This is a genomic window from Stenotrophomonas sp. TWI700, assembly GCF_039673645.1.
GTDB lineage: Bacteria > Pseudomonadota > Gammaproteobacteria > Xanthomonadales > Xanthomonadaceae > Stenotrophomonas > Stenotrophomonas maltophilia_AA.
On the sequence record NZ_JBDJMB010000003.1, the window covers coordinates 231,577 to 250,880 of the forward strand.

The window sequence follows — 19,304 nt, forward strand, 5'->3', positions numbered from 1 at the left end:
GCATACCTGTTCTGAACGGGGCCCGGTTTATAGTCGCGGGCAGGCGCGGTGGTCCGCGCGAACCGTTGGTGCTGGCGTGTCGCTTCGTCATTCTTCGTTTGTGGTGCGGTCGTTGTCGTGGCTGCTGTTGTTCGCCTGGCTGGGGGCCGCGCCGATCGCGCTGGCCCAGGCCGGTGATGCGGATCCGGACCCGGCCAAGCAGCTGGCCGAGGCCGAGAAGACCTTCCGGTCCATCAATGATGATCTGGAGGATGCGGCCACCACCGAGACCCTCAAGACGCTGTCCGACCGCGCCCTGTCCGTCCAGCGCGATGCGGACGGCCTGCAGACGGCGCTGGACCCGCAGCTGAAGCAGGTCGATGCGCGCCTGTCCCAGCTCGGTGAGGTCGCCGAAGGCACCGTCGAGCCGCCGGAAGTCAGCCGGCAGCGCAAGGCGCTGAACCAGCAGAAGGCCGACATCAACGCGCAGATCGCCCGCGCCAAGCTGCTCTCGGTGGATGCCAAGCAGCTCGGCGAGCGCATCGAGAAGATGCGGGTCACCCAGTTCAGCGAACAGCTCACGCGCAAAGTCGCCTCGCCGTTGTCGCCGTCGCTGTGGCGCAGCTTCGCCAAGGACGTGCCGGACGACGTGCAGCGCCTGGCCATCCTGTACCGCATGGGTGAGGACGCCGCGCGCAAAGCCATCGCCAAGCATGGCTGGACCGCACCGCTGATCGGGCTGGCGGTGGCCCTGGTGATGTTCTTCCCGCTGCGGCTGTGGCTGCGCGCGCTGGGGCGGCGCTTCGCCGCCTCCGAGCGGGCGCCCGATGGACGTCTGCGCCGTTCCGGCTTGGCGGTGTGGCTCCTGCTGGTGGGCACGCTGCTGCCCGGCCTCGCCGCGGTAGCCCTGGTCGAGTCTCTGGATGCGATCGGGGCGATCCCGCCGCGCCTGCAGTCGGTGGCCGAGACGTTCGAAGTCGCCACCTTCGTGGCCGCCTTCATCGCCGCGCTCAGCGCCTGCCTGCTGGTGCCCAAGCGGCCCTCGTGGCGCCTGCTGTCGCTCGACGACAGCGCGGCCTGGCGCCTGCGCAAATACGCCTGGGGCGCGGCCGGCCTGACCTGGCTGAGCATCATGCTGGTCGCCCTCGACCGTGCGGCGCGTACCAGCGCGGTGACCACGGTGGCCGCGGACGGGTTGATGGCGGTGACCTATATGGCGCTGATCATCGCGATCCTCGTATCGCTGGCGCGCATGCACAACCGCCAGGCCGCCGAAGCCGCCGAAGCCGAAGCGCGGGCCGATCCCCGGGCCGGTGGCGATGGCAAGGTGCGGGGCGCGCCGCGCCGCAGCGGCTGGATCGTGCTGGCGCGCCTGGCCGGCCATATCGCCGTGGCAGCGGCGGTGATCGCCACGCTGCTGGGCTACCTCAACTTCGCCCTGTTCGTCGCCCAGCAGCTGATCTGGGGCGCGGTGGTGCTGATGGCCGTCTCGCTGCTGCTCAAGTTCGCCGACGACCTGGCCACCTGGGTGCTCGCGCCCAGCAGCCGTGCCGGGCAGACCATCGTGTTGACCACCGGGCTCAGCGAGTCGCGGGTGGAGCAGGCCGGCGTACTGCTCTCGGCGGTGCTGCGCGTGGGCGTGATCGTGCTCGGCCTGCTGGCGCTGGCCGCACCGTTCGGCAACCTCAACGCGTTCCTCGGCGGGCTGGATTCGCTCACCGGTGGATTCAAGGTCGGCGAAGCGACGGTCACACCGAGCACGGTGATGTACGCCGTGCTGGTGTTCCTGGTGGTGTGGGCCGTGACGCAGGCGTTCCAGCGCTGGCTCAGCGATACCTACCTGCCCAAGACCGAACTGGACGCCGGCGCGCGCAACTCGATCAGCACGGTGACCCGCTACCTCGGCATCATCGCCGCGGTGCTGTGGGGCCTGACCGCGCTGGGGATCGGCTTCGAGAAGCTGGCGCTCGTGGTCAGCGCGCTGTCGGTCGGTATCGGCTTCGGCCTGCAGGCGATCACCCAGAACTTCGTGTCCGGCCTGATCCTGCTGGCCGAGCGGCCGGTCAAGATCGGCGACTGGGTCAAGCTGGGCGATCAGGAAGGCGACATCAAGCGGATCAGCGTGCGCTCGACCGAGATCCAGGTCGGCGACAAATCCACCTTGATCGTGCCGAACTCCGAGCTGATCACCAAGACCATCCGCAACATGACGATGGGCAACGCGCAGGGCCGGATCCAGATCCAGTTCTCGGTGCCGCTGAACACCGACGTGGCCGCGTTGCGCCAGATCCTGCTGGATGCGTACACCGAGCACCCGGGCGTGCTCAGCGATCCGGCGCCGTCGGTGTTCATCGACTCGATCGCCAACGGGCAGATCGCGATCAACAGCTTCGCCTACGTCTCCGGCCCACGGGCGGTATACGGAGCGCGCAGCGAGCTGTACTTCACGATGCTGCAGACGTTCGCCGCTGCCGGGATCGCGCTGTCCTCGCCGACGGATATCCATCTGGTGCGTGACCCGGCAGCGAAGCCCGACCCCGACGCGTAAGCAGTCCGGTAGGTACCGACCGTCGGTCGGTATCGTCGCGATCGAGGTGTCGGTCGGTACCGCCGATCCAGGTAGTGCCGGCCGCTGGCCGGCAGCGCCCTGATACATGTAGTGCCGGCCGCTGGCCGGCAGCACCTTGATACATGTAGTGCCGGCCGCTGGCCGGCAGCTGCACGATGCAGAGCGAATCGGGAGCCGGCCAGCGGCCGGCACTACCGATATCGACCGCCGACAGCCCCCGATGTTGGCCGGGGAGGTGCCGGATCAGCCGCGGTTGCCGCGGCGCGACGGCACCAGCGCGAAGGTATCCACGGCGAGCTTCTCGGCATGGTTCAACCACGCCCGCACTTCCAGGTCATCGACCTCGTGGTCCAGGCCGAAGCTCAGGTTGATGCGGCCTTCGGCGTCCGGCTGCACCCACTGCTGGGCGACCACCACCTTGCGCTGCGACGACACCGCCTCGATCCAGAAGCCGCGGTCCGGCGACTGCTTGGTCACCAGCTGCACCATGTACTGGCCGGCGCGGGTGCGGCGGCCCTTCTGCGTGATCATGTGGGCCTGGCGGATGCTCGGGCGCGGGCCGTTGAACGGATCAAGCGGGCCATCCACGGCCACGCCACCGCGCAGCTGGTCATCGCGGAACAGCTTGATGCCCTTGTCCTGGTTGACCAGCATCGCGCACCAGTCGCCATCGGCCGAGCCATCCTCGAAGGCGGTGCAGCGGTCGACGTAGGCCAGCGTATTGGACGGATCGGCGAGATCGAACTGCTTGGAGGTGTTCTCCAGGTAGACCGACTTCAGGTCCCAATGCTTGTCGTACTCCAGCAGCACCGGCGGCTGCACATGCTGCAGGCCGATCACCACCTGGTTGTCGTCATCGATGCGCAGCTGGCGGGTCTTGTCGCCCAGCCACAGCGAGCGCGAGAACGCCAGGTAACGCGGGTAGTCCTTGCCGTTGTCGCGGAACACCGCGGCACTGGCACTGTCCGAACGTTCCGGGTGCAGCAGCGAGCGGCCGAAGCCGATCGAATCGATGGCCGGGTCGATCAGGCTCAGCAGGGTGGCGCCCGAGTCCAGCGTCGAGCCGGCCGGCGCGGCCAGCTGGCGCGGTGCGATGTCCTTGCCCAGGAACAGCAGCAGGTTCTCGCGGTCCTGCTTGGCCAGAATGTGGCTGAGATCGTTCGGCATGGCCAGGTGATCGGAGGCGATCACGATCAGCGTGTCCTCGCCATACGGGCTGGCCTGGATGCGGTCGACCAGCTTGGCGATCAGCCCGTCGGTGCACTTCAGCGCATTGAGCATGCCGATGTTGCCGTGCTCGCTCTTGTAGCGGGTGCCTTTGCAGGCCACGGGCAGGTGGCCGGCGGGGTGATGGGTGTCCATCGTCAGCGTGGTCAGCATGAACGGCTCGCCCTTGCGCGAGAGCTGCACGAAGCGGTCGTAGGCCTTGTCCAGCAGCACATCGTCATGCACGCCCCACGGCGAGAAATGCGCGCGGGTGACCTTCTGCTTCTTGAACCAGGCCAGGTCATCAACAGTATCGAAGCCGTGCGTGGCCAGGAACTGCCCCTTGCCGGCGAACTGGCCGTTGGCCCCGCCCAGGTAATGATTGGTGTAGCCCTGCTGCTTGAGGTAATCGCCCAGGCAGACCGCTTCGGGCAGGAAGCTGCCCATGCGGCCCATGCTGTTCTCATCTTCCTTGGCGGTGGTCAACGGCACGCCGCACATCGAGGAGACCAGGCCGGCGATGGTCCAGCCACCGCCTTCGGCAGAGACCAGCCCGCGCACGTCCAGGGACTGCGCGGCAAGCCGGTTGATGTTGGGCATCAGGTCCGGGAACGTTTCTTCATTGAGATAGGTGCGCTCCAGGCTTTCGCCGTAGATCCACACGATGTTGCGCGGCTTGGTCAGCGGCTGCGTCGGCACGCGGTACTCGGCCTTGACCATGCTGTAGTCGACCGGGCGCATCTGCTGGTACAGGCGCTGGCCATCGCTGTAGAGCGGGCTCACCACGATGGCGACGAACCACATGGCCATGAAGCCGGCAAACACCGCCTTGCCATGCGCGGGGCGGTGCCGACGACGCAGGCGCGCCAGCAGCAAAGGGGTGAGCGAGACCAGAGCCAGTGCGATGAAGCCGGCGATGTAGTGCTTGAAGTCTGCGACGCCGGCGCCTTCCATGTCCGCGCCGAGGTGATACAGCGTGGCCGCGTTGAGACCGTCACCGGACAGCTTGTTGATCAACCACCATGCACTGAGTGTCAGCAGCAGCAATGACATCAGGCTTGCCTTCCACCACATCCATTTGTCAGATGCGAGGAACAGCCAGGTGAGCAGCAACAGCGACAGCAGCAGGATCCAGAGCATAAGCACTTTTGGCAGTGGAGACAGGTGGTGATGGACGCCATGACGACGCAGTTCCCATCCGACCGGCTGTCCCAACCACACATGCATGACAAGCCGATGACTCGATCATGCCTGCACGAACCTGACTGAAATGTTTGTTGAAAACGACATTCACCCTCACGCATCGCACTGCGATATGCGACGTAAAACACGCGTGAAGAAGTGCGCACGATGCTGCACTGCATCGCGCGTTTCCCTGTGCGTTTATATGCTCTGTCTGAATGCGTGACGCACGTGGCAAGCGCGTCAACGGTGCCCGCGTTCTTCCTTCGAGCGCGCACGACGATCGAAGATCAACGCACTGAGGATGATGCCCAGCCCAAGGAACACGCCGATCAGCATCAAGGTGAATGCGATGGCGGGATAGCCGAACAGATGCCAGCCGGTATCGACCTTCATCATCATCGCGGCGGCAAGAATCAGTGCAGCGGTGACAATGCCGGCAGAGACGCGGTTGGCGATCTTCTGCAGGTTCTCCATCAGGCGTGATTCTTCCAGCCCGGTCACTTTCATCTGCAGGCGGTTCTCGGCAAGCAGCGCAAGGATGTCGGTCATCTTGCGCGGCCCATCGCGCAGCAGCTGCTGCATCTCCATGGCCTCGCTGGCGAGATTGGCAGCGGACAGGGATTTCTTCAGTCGCGCCCGCATCACGTGCTGCAGCTGTTTTTCCACGATGCGGCGGGTGTCCAGGTCCGGCGACAGCAGGCGGCACACGGTTTCCAGATTCAACAGCGCCTTGCCGAGCAGGCTCAGCTCCGGCGGCGTCCGCAGGCCGCTGGCGGTGGCGATGCGCACCAGGTCCAGCACCACGCGGCCTTCGGAGAAGCTGCTGTTGGCGGCATAGCGCGCGATGATCTGCCCGGTCTCGCGCAGGTAACGTTCTTCATCGAAGAACTCGAGCCGCGTGCTGATGCCGATGATCTCATCGGCCACTTCCTCGCCACGTCCATCCACCGCAGCGAACAACAGTTTCAGCAGGCGTTCGCGCAGGCGCGGCGGCATGTGCGCGACCATGCCCAGGTCGAAGATCGCCAGGCGACCCGCCGGTGTGACGCGCAGGTTGCCCGGATGCGGATCGGCGTGGATCTCGCCATGCACGAAGATCTGGTCGACATACCCGCGGATCAGCGCGGCGGCGAGCGGCGCCATCGGTTGCTCGGTGCGGCGCACGTCGGGGATCATGTCCACGCGCACGCCCTGGGCCAGCTCCATGGTCAGCACGCGATGGCTGCAGTAATCCCAGATCGGCTGCGGTACCCACAGCGGCTTGAACGGCTTGAGGTGCTGGCCGAAGCGCTGCAGGTTCTCCGCTTCAGCCTGGTAGTCCAGCTCCTGCATCAGGGTCTTGGCGAATTCATTGAGCCAGTCGCGCAGGCGTACGCGACGGCCGACCTGGGTGAGGTGGTCGGCGGCCAGCGCGAAGCTGCGCAGCACCTCCAGGTCCGAGCGCAGCTGCGCGGCGACCTCCGGCTTCTGCACTTTGACCGCCACCTGGCGTCCATCGTGCAGTTCGGCGCGGTGCACCTGGGCGATCGAGGCGCAGCCCAGCGGCACCGGATCGAAACTGGCGAACAGCTTGGACACCGAGGCCCCCAGCTCCTGTTCGATGATGGCCGCGACCCGCTCGACCGGGATCGGCGCGACGTTCTCCTGCATCCGTTCCAGCGCCGTGGCGAACTCCACCGGCACCATATCGGGACGGGTGGAGAGCATCTGGCCCAGTTTGACGAAGGTCGGCCCCAGCGATTCCAGATCGGTGACGAACTGCTCCGGGTTGCCCTCCGGCGGCACATCGTGGACCGCGCGCGAATCCAGGTTCATGCCGGAAAACACCCCGGAATTACGGTAGCGCAACAGCAGGCGCAGGATCTGGCTGCGGCGGTTCATGCCCTTGACCAGCGACGGCGAACCGGGGACGACGGGCGTGGTATTCAAGCAGGACTCCGGGGCGACGATCACCGGCAGTGTGGCGGGGCGGCAGTGGTGGGCCGGTGAATCCGTGCCCGCTACCGCGACAGGGGGCGGATCGGTCAGAATCGGCGCTCCTGCTTCCTCTTTGGATCCACCATGGCCGGTGCCAGTCTGTTCGCGTTGCTCGATGATATTGCGTCCCTGCTGGACGACGTGGCGGTGCTGACCAAGGTCGCGGCCAAGAAAACCGCCGGCGTGCTCGGCGACGATCTGGCGCTGAACGCACAGCAGGTGACCGGGGTCAGCGCCAACCGGGAGCTGCCCGTGGTTTGGGCGGTGGCGAAGGGCTCGCTGGTCAACAAGGCGATCCTGGTGCCGGCCGCGCTGGCGATCAGCGCGTGGCTGCCGTGGGCGATCACCCCGCTGATGATGATCGGTGGCGCGTTCCTCTGCTACGAGGGCGTGGAGAAGCTGGCGCACCGCTTCCTGCACTCGCGCGATGAGGATGAGCAGCGCAGGGCCGAGCGGGTCAAGGCGCTGGCCGATGAGAAGGTGGACATGGTCGCGTGGGAGAAGGACAAGGTGAAGGGCGCGATCCGCACCGACTTCATCCTCTCGGCCGAGATCATCGTGCTGTCGCTGGGCGTGGTCTCGAGCGCACCGTTCCTCAACCAGGTCACCGCCTTGGTGGTGATCGCACTGGCGATGACGGTGTTCGTCTACGGCCTGGTCGCCGGCATCGTCAAACTCGACGACCTGGGCCTGTACCTGTCGAACAAGGGCGCGGCGCTGGCCGCGATCGGCCGGGGCCTGCTGGTGGCCGCACCGTGGCTGATGAAGTTCCTCTCGGTGGCTGGTACCGCGGCGATGTTCCTGGTCGGTGGCGGCATCCTGGTGCACAGCATCGCGCCGCTGCACCACGCGATCCTGGCGATGGGCGGCGACGGCAGTTGGGGCTGGCTGATCAATGCGCTGGGCAACGTGATCGTCGGCGTGGTGATCGGTGCGGTGGTGCTGGGGGCAGTCACCGCGTTCCAGAAGCTGCGCGGGGCCAAGCCCGCGCACTGAGGCGCGGCCGGGTCAGGCCGTTTCCCACCCGCGCAGGGCGTCCAGCTCGGCGCGGGCACGGGCCAGCCGGCGGCCGGACAGCGCGTCGATCGCGCGTTGCAGCCACGGCGATGCCGGTGCGCGCTGGACCCAACGCCGGGCCAGGACCAGCGCGGCCAGCATGGCCAGCGTCCCGGCACCCAGCGAGACCAGCAGCCACGGGGCGGCGAACGCGCCCAGGTCCACCCCCCACGCCTGCCAGGCCACCAGCACCGGCACCGCGAGCCACAGCCAGCACCACGGCAGGCCGAGCAGCAGTTCGGTCACCGCCGTGTGCCGGCGCAGCGCGGCCAGCTGCTGCGATTGCTCCAGCACCGTCTGCGTCGGCTGCAGCTGCCGGCGGCGCTGCAGGCGGGTGATGCTGGCGATGATCACCGCGATGCAATAGGCATGCAGCGCCAGCGCGCTGAGCATCACTGCCAGCGGCGGTTGCTGCCACCACTGGCTGCCGCAGTACACCGCCAACCCCAGCCAGAACACCAGCTGCAGTCCCTGCCACAGGCTGAAGAGGCCCAGCTGGCGCTGGACGCTGCGTTGCCGATGGCTGCGCCACGCCGCCAGCGCGAAGGCCTCCTGCGCGTCAGTGGGGTTGCCGACGCTGTTCCACAGCTGCTTGAGTTCATCCGGTTGCATGACGGGTTCCTCGGTCCATGGGATTCAGGCGCGTGCGCAGCTGCTGGCGCAGGCGGTGCAGGCGGGTGGAGACGTTGGCGACGCTGATGCCCAGCACCTCGGCGATCTGGCGATGGTCGTGGTCGTCCAGGTGCAGCAGCATCAGCGCACGGTCCAGCGGCGGCAACGCATGGATGGCGACCTCCAGCTGATGCAGGGCGTGGCGCTGTTCGGGCGGAAGCGCCTCGTCGGCCGCGGGCAGGTCGTCATCCAGGGGCGCGTGGTGCTGATGCCTGTGCTGCTGCCGCCGCCATTGCGAGATCGCCACGTTGAGTGCCACCCGGTACAGCCAGGTCGAAAAGCGCGCCCGCGCCGGGTCGAAGCCTTCGAATGCCGCCCACGCCTGCACGCTGATCTCCTGGACCAGATCGAGCCGATCCTCGGGGTGATGGCAGTAGCCGCGTGCCACGTTCAGCACGATGCCGCGGTGCTGCTCCAGCAGCGCGGCAAAGCGCGGGCGCAGGTCGGTGTCGCTTGCGGGCAGTGTCATGTCCATACACGGGTGATTCGCGCCGGTGCGCGGAATATCACAGCCACGGGATCAGCCCGCCGGGGGTTCGGCCGCCTGCACGCGGTTCTTGCCGACCCGCTTGGCCGCATACAGCGCCGCGTCGGCGCGCCGCAGCAGCGCATCCGCCGCTTCGCCCGGCTGCCATTGCGCCAGCCCGGCGCTGAAGTGCACCGGCACCCGCTGTCCATCCAGCGGCAGCGGCCGCTGCGCCAGCGAGCGCTGCAGGCGCAGCAGGGTGGACATGCTGTCCGCCGCCGGCGTTTCCGGCAGCAGCAGGACGAACTCATCTCCGCCCAGGCGCGCGATCGCATCGCTGCTGCGCAGGTGCAGCTGGCAGACCTCGACCAGGTGGCGCAGGACCGCATCGCCGCCGGCATGGCCGTGCAGCGTGTTGGTCTGGTGGAAATCGTCCAGGTCGAGCAGGGCCAGCGCCAGCGGATGGCCGTGGCGGGCGGCGCGCGCGCGTTCGCGCTCGAGCAGTTCGTCGAGTCCGCGCCGGTTGAGCGCACCGGTCAGCGGGTCGCTGCGGATCAACCCGGACACCTCGCGCAGCTCCTGCTCCAGCTCGGCGATGCGCTGTTCGGCTTGCTCCACTTCGCGGCGCGCGTTGCCGAGGTGGTCGCGCGCCTGCAGGGCCTGGTCCTGGACCCGGCCGGTATCCTGCAGGACGTCCTGCAGCAGCTGGTTGAGGTCGGCGATGCTGCGTGCCTCCTTCAGGGCCAGCGCGTAACTGCTGATCCGGTCGTGATACTCGCCGGTGCTGACCGCCATGCCGTCCAGGCGCTCGATGAAGCCGCCCATGACATTCTTCATCGCCGCCTTGGATTCGACGATGCCCTGCTTGAGCAGGCCCTGCTTGTAGATCACCTCGCGCAGGTTGGCGCGTGCCTGTTCCACCGAGTCGCGATCGAGCGGGCCACCGATCAGCGAGCGCACCGCGTGCACCTGGCCGTGCAGCCAGCTGCTGTCATCGAGCAGCTCGCTGATGTTGTCCAGCAGCAGATCGAACAGGCTCAGCAGCAGCTCCTGCTGTTCCTGCCAGCCATCGCTGCGCACGCCGATCTGGTGCGAGAGCTCGCGCAGCCGCAGTTCGATCGGCTGCAGCGGCTGGCCCGGATGCCAGTGGCGCAGTTCACCGGCCAGCTGCACCGGCTCCTCGCGCAGCTCGGGCATGTTCTGCAGCAGGCTGGCCACGGTCACCCCGACGGTGTGCCGCAGCAGCTCGCGCAGCCGCAGGCTGTCCGGCTGGCCGTCCGGCGTTTCCTGCTCGATGGTGCGGATGTACTTGTCGATCAGCTGGCGCATCGCGCGGCCGTAGCTGACCCAGTCGGCGCTGCGCTGCGCCGACTGCAGGCGCAGGCCCATGTCGCCCAGCTCGCCGGGGAGGGTGGACATGCCGTTGGCGAAGGCGGCCAGCAACGGCTCGGGCGCATCGATGCCGGCGAACAGGCGCTGCAGCATCGCGCTGCTGCCGCCCTTGGGCCCGGGCGCCGGCTCGCTGGCGGTGTCCAGCACCGTACCCACGCTCTGCCGCCGCGACAGCAGCCGCCCGACGGCGGTGCCGGGGCTGGGGGGAGCATCGTGCGGGTCCGTCATGCGGCAGGTCCTTGCAGGGCACGGCCAAGGGCCGGAGCGGTGGAGAGGTGGGAACAGTATCGGCGCAGTCGGGTCGGGCTTGAACCGGCTCTGCATGGCAGGATGGTAAGCACGGCAATGGCAGGAGCGTGCGATGAAGGTGATGCTGGTGGGAGCGACCGGACTGGTCGGCGGTCATGTGCTGCGGCAACTGCTGGACGACCCGCGCTGCGATGCGGTGGTGGCCCCGACCCGGCGGCCGGTGGGCGTCACCGATGCGGCGCTGCTCAATCCCGTGGTGGACTTCGCGCAGCTGCCGGCCGAGGCCGACTGGTGGGCGGTGGATGCCGTGATCTGCGCGCTCGGTACCACGATCAAGCAGGCCGGCAGCAAGGAAGCGTTTTCCCGGGTCGACCATGATTTCCCGCTGGCCCTGGCGCGGCGGGCGCGTGCCCAAGGTGCGCATGCCTTCGCGTTGAACTCGGCGATGGGCGCCGACCCGGGCTCGCGGATCTTCTACAACCAGGTCAAAGGGCGGCTGGAACACGACCTGCGGGACCTGGGCTATCCGTCGCTGACCCTGGTCCGCCCCGGGCTGATCGGAGGCGAGCGTGCCGAGCGGCGTACCGGCGAGCATCTGGCCAGTGTGGTGCTGGGCGTGCTGGGCCCGGTGCTGCCGCGCGCGTGGCGGATCAATCCGGCCGAGACCATTGCCGCCGCGCTGGTCGAGGCGGCGTTGGTGCCGACGCCCGGCGTCAGGATCGTGGGCTCGGCCGATCTGGCGGAGCGCTGAGCCGCTGACGGGCGGATGCGCGGCCACCCGGCCACTGCGCTACCCTTTCTGCCCCTCAAGCGGTCCCTGCCATGTCCGTCGACAAGAACCAACGCGATCTCGAAGCTGGTATCCATACCGATCTGGAGGGGCGGCTGACCTACGGCGGTTACCTGCGCCTGGACCAGCTGCTGTCGGCCCAGCAGCCGCTGTCCAACCCGCCGCACCACGACGAGATGCTGTTCATCATCCAGCACCAGACCTCGGAGCTGTGGCTGAAGCTGCTGGCGCACGAACTGCGCGCGGCGATCGGTTTCCTGCAGCGCGACGAGGTGTGGCAGTGCCGCAAGGTGCTGGCGCGCAGCAAGCAGGTACTGCGCCAGCTGACCGAACAGTGGTCGGTGCTGGAGACGTTGACGCCCTCGGAGTACATGGGCTTCCGCGACGTGCTGGGTCCGTCCTCGGGCTTCCAGTCGCTGCAGTACCGCTACATCGAATTCCTGCTGGGCAACAAGAACGCGCAGATGCTGCAGGTGTTCTCGCATGACCCGGCCGGCCAGGCCCAGTTGCAGGAGGTGCTCGATGCCCCCAGCCTGTACGAGGAGTTCCTGCGCTACCTGGCCCGCTTCGGCCATCCGGTCCCGGCCGGCTACCAGGGCCGCGACTGGCAGCAGCCGCACGTGGCCGACGATGCGCTGCACCCGGTGTTCGAGCGGATCTACCAGAACACGGACCGTTTCTGGCGCGAGTATTCGCTGTGCGAGGACCTGGTCGATCTGGAGACCGCCTTCCAGCTCTGGCGCTTCCGCCACATGCGTACGGTCATGCGGATCATCGGCTTCAAGCGCGGTACCGGCGGCTCCAGCGGGGTCGGCTTCCTGCGCCAGGCGCTGGAGCTGACCTTCTTCCCGGAGCTGTTCCAGGTGCGCACCACGATCCGCAACGACGATCCGATGCCGCCGGACGCCTGATCGGGCATCGACCGCAATAAGCCTATTCATATTTACCGGGCCTATCCGCCGTACGGTGCGGCAGGCCCCGCCGTTGCTGCGCTGCCGGTCCTGGACCGGCAGTTGCAGATGCAAGTTCAGCGACCATGCCGCCAGCGGCACACATCAGCGTGTATTTGACGTGAACGTGGTTGGTCTGGGATTCTCCCGCGCTGCTTTCGCACATCGGACGTGCATGTCTTCCACCGAACCCAGGAATCCCGCATGAGCGTAGACGCCGCCGCGAAATCCGTTCCCGATCCGGCGCTGCCGGAGTTCAAGACCACGCTGGGCCATCCGCGCCCGTTGTGGATGCTGTTCATGACCGAATTCTGGGAACGCTTTGCGTTCTACGGCATCCGTTGGGCCCTGGTGCTGTACATCGTCGCGCAGTTCTTCGACGGTGATTCGGCCGGCCAGGCCGCGGCCAGCCGGACCTACGGTGCCTATCTGGCGCTGGTCTACGCCGCCGCCATCTTCGGTGGCTACGTGGCCGATCGGGTACTGGGCTACCAACGCTCGATCCTGACCGGCGCGGTGATCATGGCCGCCGGCCTGTTCATGGTGGCCATGCCCAACAAGGAAATCTTCGAGCTGGGCCTGGCCACGATCATCATCGGCAACGGCCTGTTCAAGCCGAACATCTCCACCATGGTCGGCAAGCTGTACGGCCTGAAGGATGAGCGCCGCGATTCGGGCTTCACCATCTTCTACATGGGCATCAACATCGGCGCGATGATCGCCCCGGTGCTGACCCAGTACCTGGCCGAGCGCGTGTTCGGCACCCAGGCGATGCCGTCCTACAAGATGGTCTTCATCGCCTCGGGCATCGGCATGCTGATCAGCCTGGCCTGGTTCTACGTCGGTCGCGCCGGCCTGAAGGGCATCGGCGCCCCGCCGGCCGGTGCCGAGGGCTATGGCCGCATCGTGATGGTGTTCATCGGTGCGATCGTGGCGATCCCGATCGCGTTCTTCCTGCTCTCCACCGGCGCCACCGCGCTGGCCTGGATCCTGGGCGCGATGTTCATCGCGCTGGCGATCCTGCTGCTGGTCGAAGGCATCCGCGAAGGCAAGGTCCAGCGCGACCGCGTGATCGCGATGCTGATCATCTTCACCTTCAACGTGATGTTCTGGATGTTCTTCGAACAGGCCGGCAGCTCGTTCACCTTCCTGGCCGACAACATCGTCAACCGCAACCTGGGCGGCTGGGAATTCCCGACCGCCTGGTTCCAGTCGGTCAACTCGGTCGCGATCATCACCCTGGCGCCGATCATTGCCTGGATCTGGATCAAGCTGGGGCGCTCCAACCCGTCGATCCCGCGCAAGTTCGGCCTGGGCCTGCTGTTCAACGGTGCGGCGTTCGCGCTGCTGATGGTGGCCCTGTCGAGCATGGTCGTGGACGGCAAGATTCCGTTCTGGACGCTGTTCATGGTCTACGTCATCCAGTCCGTCGGTGAGCTGTGCCTGTCGCCGATCGGCCTGTCGATGGTGACCAAGCTGGCCCCGGTGCGCCTGGTCGGCTTCGGCATGGGCGGCTGGTTCCTGTCCACCGGCATCGGCAACAACATGTCCGGCATCTTTGCCGGCGTGGTCAGCGGCGAAGGCGGCATGACCGTGGAATCGGCGCTGAAGGGCTACACCTTCGGCTTCTGGGCGTTGATCATTTCCGGCGCGGTGCTGTTCCTGGTCGCCCCGCTGATCAACAAGCTGATGCACGGCGTCAAGTGAGGACTGCGATGCGCATGAAAGCCGTGGGGATGTCGATGATCGCGGCCGGCCTGCTGGCCGCCTGTTCGCCGTCGTCGGCGCCCACCGCTGCACCTGCGCAGCCGCTGGATACCTCCGAGCAGAAACCCCCGGTCGCCGATCCCGGCGAACCGGTGGCCTCGGGCAACACCCCGGCCGCGGCGGACATCGCCGCGATCGCGGCGCTCAACGCCCAGTTCGATCCGGCACGCGACCCGGTCGCCGACCTGGCCACGGCCAAGGTCGAAGCCCAGCGCGGCGGCAAGCGCATCATCGTGGACGTGGGCGGTGAGTGGTGCCCGTGGTGCCATCTGATGGACGGATTCATCGAAGGGGATGCGGAGATCCGCAGCTTCCGCGATGCGAACTACGTCTGGATGAAGGTCAACTACAGCGAAGAGAACGAGAACGCGGCCTTCCTGTCGCAGTTCCCGGCCGTGAAAGGCTACCCGCACCTGTTCGTGCTCGATGCCGACGGCAAGCTGCTGCACTCGCAGTTCACCGGCGAGCTGGAGGCCGACAAGGGGGAGAAGAAGGGCTACGACCGTGGCCGCTTCTTCGCCTTCATGAAGCAATGGGCGCCCCCGAAGGCGTCGTGATCGAAGAGGCCGCGGATTCCGCGGCCTTTTTTTTGCCCTCAATTTCCGCGCCCTGCTGCCGCTACCCCCAAGGACCTCATGCCGCGCTGTTCGTGGCGGGCAACCGACGGAATTCGACGCATGCAGCCGGGCACCAGCGACAGCACCACCGATGTTTCCCTTGATGCGCCGGCCGGCGTGAGCCTGCCGCCGGTCGATGTCCTGTTGGACGATCAGACCGCGCCGGATGCGCTCGATGGCGAGGCCGATACGCCGGCCCCGGGCGCGATCCGCTACCGCCTGCCGATGGTTTCCGTGCCCGACAACGTGCTGCTCAAGGCCGCGGTGCAGAAGCTGGTGGAGCAGAAGGCGCAGCTGGATGCGCTGGCACGCCAGGGCAACCTGCCGGGGCTGATCCCGGCCGAGTGGCAGGGCAGCGGCCTCCGCGGCGTAGACCTGCAGGGCTTCGTGCTGAGCGTGGTGCCGTTCCTGCAGAACGCCAGCAAGGACGAAACCGCCCCGGCACGCCTGCCGCTCAAGCACGTGCTCGGCGATGCCGGGCGCTGGGACCAGCACGACGTGGAGGAGCCCAGATCGCTGGCGTTCTTCCTGGCCAGCGATGATCGCGCCAGCGCCGGCACGAAGGATCCTGCCGAGGTGTACCTGGTCGGCGCGCTCGGCCTGGCCTGGGCGCACGAAGGGCGCACCCGCCCGGGCTTCCTGCGCGCGATGGGGTACGACAGCATGGCCGCGCGCGTGCACCTGCTGCCGTATCCGGCGGCAGCGCAGCTGGCGCTGTACAGCGTCACCGCGCACGGGGTAACCCAGATCTGGTGCGTGCTGGACCGGCGCAAGGTGCGCCCGCTGCTGGCACCGTGGATCAGCGTGCCGCTGCTGACCGCCTACGGGGTCAATGCCCCGCAGACCTGGCCGACCAGCTTCCCGGCGGTGGAGGAGGTGGCCGCGATGCTGGCCGCCGCACGGGGCGGCAAGGGGCCGGTCGAAGCGGACCTGGGCAAGGTGGCGGCCAAGGTCGCCCAGGACGCGTCGGGCGAAGCCTGGATGCCGGTCAGCCTGCTCCAGGTCGGCACCTGGGCACCGCGCTGGCGCTACTTCATGGCCACCTTCATCGGCCTGCCGTCGCTGTTGCTGGTGGTCGCCGCGCTGGCCTTGCCGGGCGCGATCGAAGCCGCCGCCGTCGCCGCCTCGCTGGGCTTTGCCGGCGGCGCGATCGGTGCCCTGGCGGCGCCGTGGGTGCATGCACGGCGCAAGCACCTGAGCTGAGGCGCAACGGAGGCGCAACGACCAACGGTCGTTGCCTACCGGCATCGCGCAGGTACCCACCGTGGGTGGGTACGCCTTGCGATCAGGCCTCGTCCATCCGCTGCAGGCCTTCGCCGGCCAGGCGCAGGATCAGCGTTTCCAGCATCTGCTCTTCCTCTTCGCTGAGCACGGACATCAGCTTGCGGGTGATGTCGATCACCAGCGGGGCGATGGTCTCGTACACCTCGAATCCGGCGGCCGACAGCGCCAGCACCGAACGGCGGCGGTCGTCGCCATGGGTTTCACGCTTGATGAAGCCCCGTTCGAGCAGTCTGGCCACGGCGCGGCTGACCGCGACCTTGTCCATCGCGGTGCGATCGGACACCTCGCTGGCCGACGAGCCCGGGTACAGCGCCAGGACCGTGATCACCCGCCACTCGGGGATCGCCAGGCCATACCGGTCCCCATACAGCTTGGCGATATTGCCGCTGACCCGGTTGGACAGAACGCTCAGCCGGTATGGCAGGAACTGCTCCAGATCGAGCAGGGCGTGCGAGGCGCGGATGCTGTGACTGCTGGGATCGGGCGGGCTCATGCTGCGGTGCACCTTGATGGTGGTTTCATGTGAAACTATAACCTACGTTCCGGACACCGCATTCTCGCGGGTCTGCCTTCCTACCGCACCTGGTTTTTTCCGATGCGGACTGCTTTGGAGCCACAGCATGACCAGCCAAACGAGCACCGCGTCCTACGCACCCGATCCGGGCATGCAGGTCACCACCTTCGAAAACCCGATGGGCATCGATGGTTTCGAGTTCGTCGAGTTCGCCGCCCCGGCCGGCCGTGGCGCGGAGCTGCACGACTATTTCCGCAAGATGGGCTTCACCGCGGTGCTGCGCCACAAGCAGCGCGCGATCACGGTCTATCGCCAGGGCGACGTGAATTTCCTGGTCAATGAAGAGCCGGATTCGTTCGCCTCGGACTTCGCCGAGAAGCACGGCCCCTGTGCCTGCGGTTTCGCGATCCGCTTCAAGAAGCCGGGCGACGAGGTCTACCAGATGGCGCTGGGCAACGGTGCCGAAGCGATCGACTTCAAGCCGGAGACCCGCGCCGTCGCCGCCCCGATCATCAAGGGCATCGGCGACTGCATGCTGTACCTGGTCGACCGCTATGGCGCCAACGGCAGCATGTTCGATACCGACTACGCGCCGATCGAGGGCGTCGACCTGCGCCCGAAGGGCTTCGGGCTGACCTTCATCGACCACCTGACCCACAACCTGTACTTCGGCAACATGCAGCAGTGGTCGGATTACTACGAGCGCCTGTTCAACTTCCGCGAGATCCGCTACTTCGACATCAAGGGCCTCAAGACCGGCCTGGTGTCCAAGGCGATGACCGCGCCGGACGGCATCGTGCGCATCCCGCTCAACGAATCCTCCGATCCGAAGAGCCAGATCAACGAATACCTCGACGCCTACAAGGGCGAGGGCATCCAGCACATCGCCTGCTTCACCGAGAACATCTACGAGACCGTGGAAGCGATGCGCGCCCAGGGCGTGGAGTTCCTCGACACCCCGGACACGTATTTCGATGTGATCGACATGCGCGTGCCCAACCACGGTGAAGACGTGGCCCGACTGGCGAAGAACAAGATCCTGATCGACGCCGATCCGGAGACCCACCAGCGCAAGCTGCTGCAGATCTTCACCACCAACTGCATCGGGCCGATCTTCTTCGAGATCATCCAGCGCAAAGGCAACGAAGGCTTCGGCGAAGGTAACTTCACCGCGCTGTTCGAGAGCATCGAGCGCGACCAGATGAAGCGCGGCGTGCTGTAAGGCACTCGGCCGCCACCCGCGTTACGCTCCAACGGTGGCATCCGCGCCCGCGCGGGTGCCACTGGCTGTATTCCCTTGCCATCCACGCCTCCGGCGGAGCAGGACCATGAACAACCCGATGTCATCGCGCGGTTACCAGACCGGTTTCGGCAACGAGTTCGCCACCGAGGCGGTGCCCGGCGCACTGCCGGTGGGACGGAATTCCCCGCAGCGCGTCGCCCATGGCCTGTATGCCGAACAGATGTCCGGTACGGCGTTCACCGCGCCGCGCGGCAGCAATCGCCGCAGCTGGGTGTACCGCATCCGCCCGGCGGTGACCCACGGCGAATTCACCCCCTTCCTCCAGCCGCATCTGCACGGCGACTTCGCGCAGGGCGCGGTCTCGCCCAACCAGCTGCGCTGGGATCCGTTGCCGCTGCCTGGCACGCCCACCGATTTCATCGAAGGGCTGTACACCATGGGGGGCAACGGCTCGCCGGACGCCCACGGCGGCGTTGGTATCCACCTGTATGCCGCCAACCGCGACATGCAGGGCCGCTATTTCTACAACGCCGATGGCGAGCTGCTGATCGTGCCGCAGCTCGGCCGCCTGCGCCTGCTCACCGAGCTGGGCGTGATCGAGATCGAGCCGCAGCAGATCGCGGTGATCCCGCGTGGCGTGCGCTTCCGTGTCGAACTGCCCGATGGCGACGCGCGCGGCTACGTCTGCGAGAACTTCGGCGCGCTGCTGAAGCTGCCGGACCTGGGCCCGATCGGCTCCAACGGCCTGGCCAATCCGCGTGACTTCGAGACGCCGCACGCGGCGTTCGAGAACCTCGACGGCGCGTTCGAACTTGTCGCCAAGTTCGAGGGCCAGCTGTGGCGCGCGGACATCGATCATTCGCCGCTGGACGTGGTCGCCTGGCACGGCAACTACGCGCCGTATCGCTACGATCTGCGCCGCTTCAACACGATCGGTTCGATCAGCCACGACCATCCCGATCCCTCGATCTTCCTCGTGCTGCATTCGCCCAGCGACACGCCGGGCACCAGCAACATGGACTTCGCGATCTTCCCGCCGCGCTGGCTGGTCGCGCAGGACACGTTCCGCCCGCCGTGGTTCCACCGCAACATCGCCAGCGAGTTCATGGGCCTGATCCATGGCGCCTACGATGCGAAGGCGGAAGGCTTCGTGCCGGGTGGTGCCTCGCTGCACAACTGCATGAGCGGCCACGGCCCGGACGCGGCGACCTTCGAGAAGGCCTCCGCGGCCGACCTGAGCCGGCCGGACGTGATCAAGGACACGATGGCCTTCATGTTCGAAACCCGCGGCGTGATCCGTCCGACCGCCCAGGCGATGGAGGCGGCGCACCGCCAGCGCGGGTATCAGCAGTGCTGGCAGGGGTTGAAGGCGAATTTTGCTAAGTAGA

At 67.1% G+C, this 19,304-nt stretch carries 14 protein-coding genes and 1 pseudogene; 9 read left to right on the forward strand and 6 right to left on the reverse strand.

The window, feature by feature from the left end; genetic code table 11:
* Positions 1-112: 112 nt before the first annotated feature.
* Positions 113-2,527, forward strand: a complete 2,415-nt coding sequence (locus ABE473_RS04505) for a DUF3772 domain-containing protein (RefSeq protein ID WP_346488655.1) — start codon at positions 113-115, stop codon at positions 2,525-2,527.
* Positions 2,528-2,791: 264 nt separating this feature from the next.
* Here the strand turns inward: ABE473_RS04505 and ABE473_RS04510 are convergent, their stop codons facing one another.
* Both ABE473_RS04510 and ABE473_RS04515 read right to left on the reverse strand, forming a co-directional pair.
* Positions 2,792-4,894, reverse strand: coding sequence for a phosphoglycerol transferase I (locus ABE473_RS04510; RefSeq protein WP_346488656.1), 2,103 nt, complete (start codon positions 4,892-4,894; stop codon positions 2,792-2,794).
* Positions 4,895-5,179: 285 nt separating this feature from the next.
* A pseudogene (locus ABE473_RS04515) lies at positions 5,180-6,835 on the reverse strand (AarF/UbiB family protein); the annotation flags it as partial.
* 165 nt (positions 6,836-7,000) lie between these two features.
* Here ABE473_RS04515 and ABE473_RS04520 point away from each other — a divergent pair.
* Positions 7,001-7,912 (forward strand): DUF808 domain-containing protein, encoded by a 912-nt coding sequence (locus ABE473_RS04520; protein WP_176987939.1) that lies wholly within the window; start codon positions 7,001-7,003, stop codon positions 7,910-7,912.
* 12 nt (positions 7,913-7,924) lie between these two features.
* Here the strand turns inward: ABE473_RS04520 and ABE473_RS04525 are convergent, their stop codons facing one another.
* The 3 genes from ABE473_RS04525 to ABE473_RS04535 are packed head-to-tail and all read right to left on the reverse strand — an operon-like array spanning position 7,925 to position 10,730.
* Positions 7,925-8,584: a hypothetical protein gene (locus ABE473_RS04525; RefSeq protein ID WP_346488657.1), complete on the reverse strand. Its 660-nt coding sequence runs from the start codon at positions 8,582-8,584 to the stop codon at positions 7,925-7,927.
* Entirely contained in the window at positions 8,571-9,107 is a 537-nt protein-coding gene (locus tag ABE473_RS04530; RefSeq protein ID WP_346488678.1) for a sigma-70 family RNA polymerase sigma factor, read from the reverse strand. Before ABE473_RS04530 ends, ABE473_RS04525 begins: the two co-directional genes overlap by 14 nt.
* A 57-nt stretch (positions 9,108-9,164) precedes the next feature.
* The gene (locus ABE473_RS04535) at positions 9,165-10,730 is read right to left on the reverse strand and encodes a GGDEF domain-containing protein (protein ID WP_346488658.1); all 1,566 of its coding nucleotides are present in this window, start codon (positions 10,728-10,730) and stop codon (positions 9,165-9,167) included.
* A gap of 133 nt (positions 10,731-10,863) precedes the next feature.
* Between ABE473_RS04535 and ABE473_RS04540 the strand changes: the two genes are divergently transcribed.
* From ABE473_RS04540 to ABE473_RS04560, 5 genes are all read left to right on the forward strand, one after another.
* Entirely contained in the window at positions 10,864-11,502 is a 639-nt protein-coding gene (locus ABE473_RS04540) for an NAD-dependent dehydratase (protein ID WP_346488659.1), read from the forward strand.
* Positions 11,503-11,573: 71 nt separating this feature from the next.
* Complete coding sequence (locus ABE473_RS04545; RefSeq protein ID WP_346477886.1) at positions 11,574-12,452, forward strand: tryptophan 2,3-dioxygenase family protein; 879 nt, start codon at positions 11,574-11,576, stop codon at positions 12,450-12,452.
* A 243-nt stretch (positions 12,453-12,695) separates the two neighbouring features.
* On the forward strand, positions 12,696-14,198 hold the full coding sequence (locus ABE473_RS04550; RefSeq protein WP_346488660.1) for an oligopeptide:H+ symporter: 1,503 nt from the start codon (positions 12,696-12,698) through the stop codon (positions 14,196-14,198).
* A gap of 8 nt (positions 14,199-14,206) precedes the next feature.
* Positions 14,207-14,815, forward strand: a complete 609-nt coding sequence (locus ABE473_RS04555; protein WP_346488661.1) for a thioredoxin family protein — start codon at positions 14,207-14,209, stop codon at positions 14,813-14,815.
* 120 nt (positions 14,816-14,935) lie between these two features.
* On the forward strand, positions 14,936-16,078 hold the full coding sequence (locus ABE473_RS04560) for a hypothetical protein (RefSeq protein ID WP_346488662.1): 1,143 nt from the start codon (positions 14,936-14,938) through the stop codon (positions 16,076-16,078).
* A gap of 82 nt (positions 16,079-16,160) precedes the next feature.
* Here the strand turns inward: ABE473_RS04560 and ABE473_RS04565 are convergent, their stop codons facing one another.
* A complete protein-coding gene (locus tag ABE473_RS04565; protein WP_176987947.1) occupies positions 16,161-16,652 on the reverse strand; it encodes a MarR family winged helix-turn-helix transcriptional regulator in 492 nt (163 codons plus the stop codon).
* Between the two features lie 127 nt (positions 16,653-16,779).
* On the opposite strand from ABE473_RS04565, the gene hppD reads away from it, so the two are divergent.
* Positions 16,780-17,895 (forward strand): 4-hydroxyphenylpyruvate dioxygenase, encoded by a 1,116-nt coding sequence (gene hppD / locus ABE473_RS04570; RefSeq protein WP_346488663.1) that lies wholly within the window; start codon positions 16,780-16,782, stop codon positions 17,893-17,895.
* A 106-nt stretch (positions 17,896-18,001) separates the two neighbouring features.
* Positions 18,002-19,303 (forward strand): homogentisate 1,2-dioxygenase, encoded by a 1,302-nt coding sequence (gene hmgA, locus ABE473_RS04575; protein WP_346488664.1) that lies wholly within the window; start codon positions 18,002-18,004, stop codon positions 19,301-19,303.
* The last annotated feature ends 1 nt before the right edge of the window (position 19,304 follow it).

What these genes read in the sequence shown, in the direction of transcription:
- ABE473_RS04510 (WP_346488656.1), bottom strand. Translation starts at nt 4,894, where the DNA reads ATGCTCTGGATCCTGCTGCTGTCGCTGTTGCTGCTCACCTGGCTGTTC.
- ABE473_RS04525 (WP_346488657.1), bottom strand. Translation starts at nt 8,584, where the DNA reads ATGCAACCGGATGAACTCAAGCAGCTGTGGAACAGCGTCGGCAACCCC.
- ABE473_RS04550 (WP_346488660.1), top strand. Translation starts at nt 12,696, where the DNA reads ATGAGCGTAGACGCCGCCGCGAAATCCGTTCCCGATCCGGCGCTGCCG.
- ABE473_RS04520 (WP_176987939.1), top strand. Translation starts at nt 7,001, where the DNA reads ATGGCCGGTGCCAGTCTGTTCGCGTTGCTCGATGATATTGCGTCCCTG.
- hppD (WP_346488663.1), top strand. Translation starts at nt 16,780, where the DNA reads ATGACCAGCCAAACGAGCACCGCGTCCTACGCACCCGATCCGGGCATG.
- ABE473_RS04565 (WP_176987947.1), bottom strand. Translation starts at nt 16,652, where the DNA reads ATGAGCCCGCCCGATCCCAGCAGTCACAGCATCCGCGCCTCGCACGCC.
- ABE473_RS04545 (WP_346477886.1), top strand. Translation starts at nt 11,574, where the DNA reads ATGTCCGTCGACAAGAACCAACGCGATCTCGAAGCTGGTATCCATACC.
- ABE473_RS04560 (WP_346488662.1), top strand. Translation starts at nt 14,936, where the DNA reads ATGCAGCCGGGCACCAGCGACAGCACCACCGATGTTTCCCTTGATGCG.
- hmgA (WP_346488664.1), top strand. Translation starts at nt 18,002, where the DNA reads ATGAACAACCCGATGTCATCGCGCGGTTACCAGACCGGTTTCGGCAAC.
- ABE473_RS04535 (WP_346488658.1), bottom strand. Translation starts at nt 10,730, where the DNA reads ATGACGGACCCGCACGATGCTCCCCCCAGCCCCGGCACCGCCGTCGGG.
- ABE473_RS04540 (WP_346488659.1), top strand. Translation starts at nt 10,864, where the DNA reads ATGAAGGTGATGCTGGTGGGAGCGACCGGACTGGTCGGCGGTCATGTG.
- ABE473_RS04555 (WP_346488661.1), top strand. Translation starts at nt 14,207, where the DNA reads ATGCGCATGAAAGCCGTGGGGATGTCGATGATCGCGGCCGGCCTGCTG.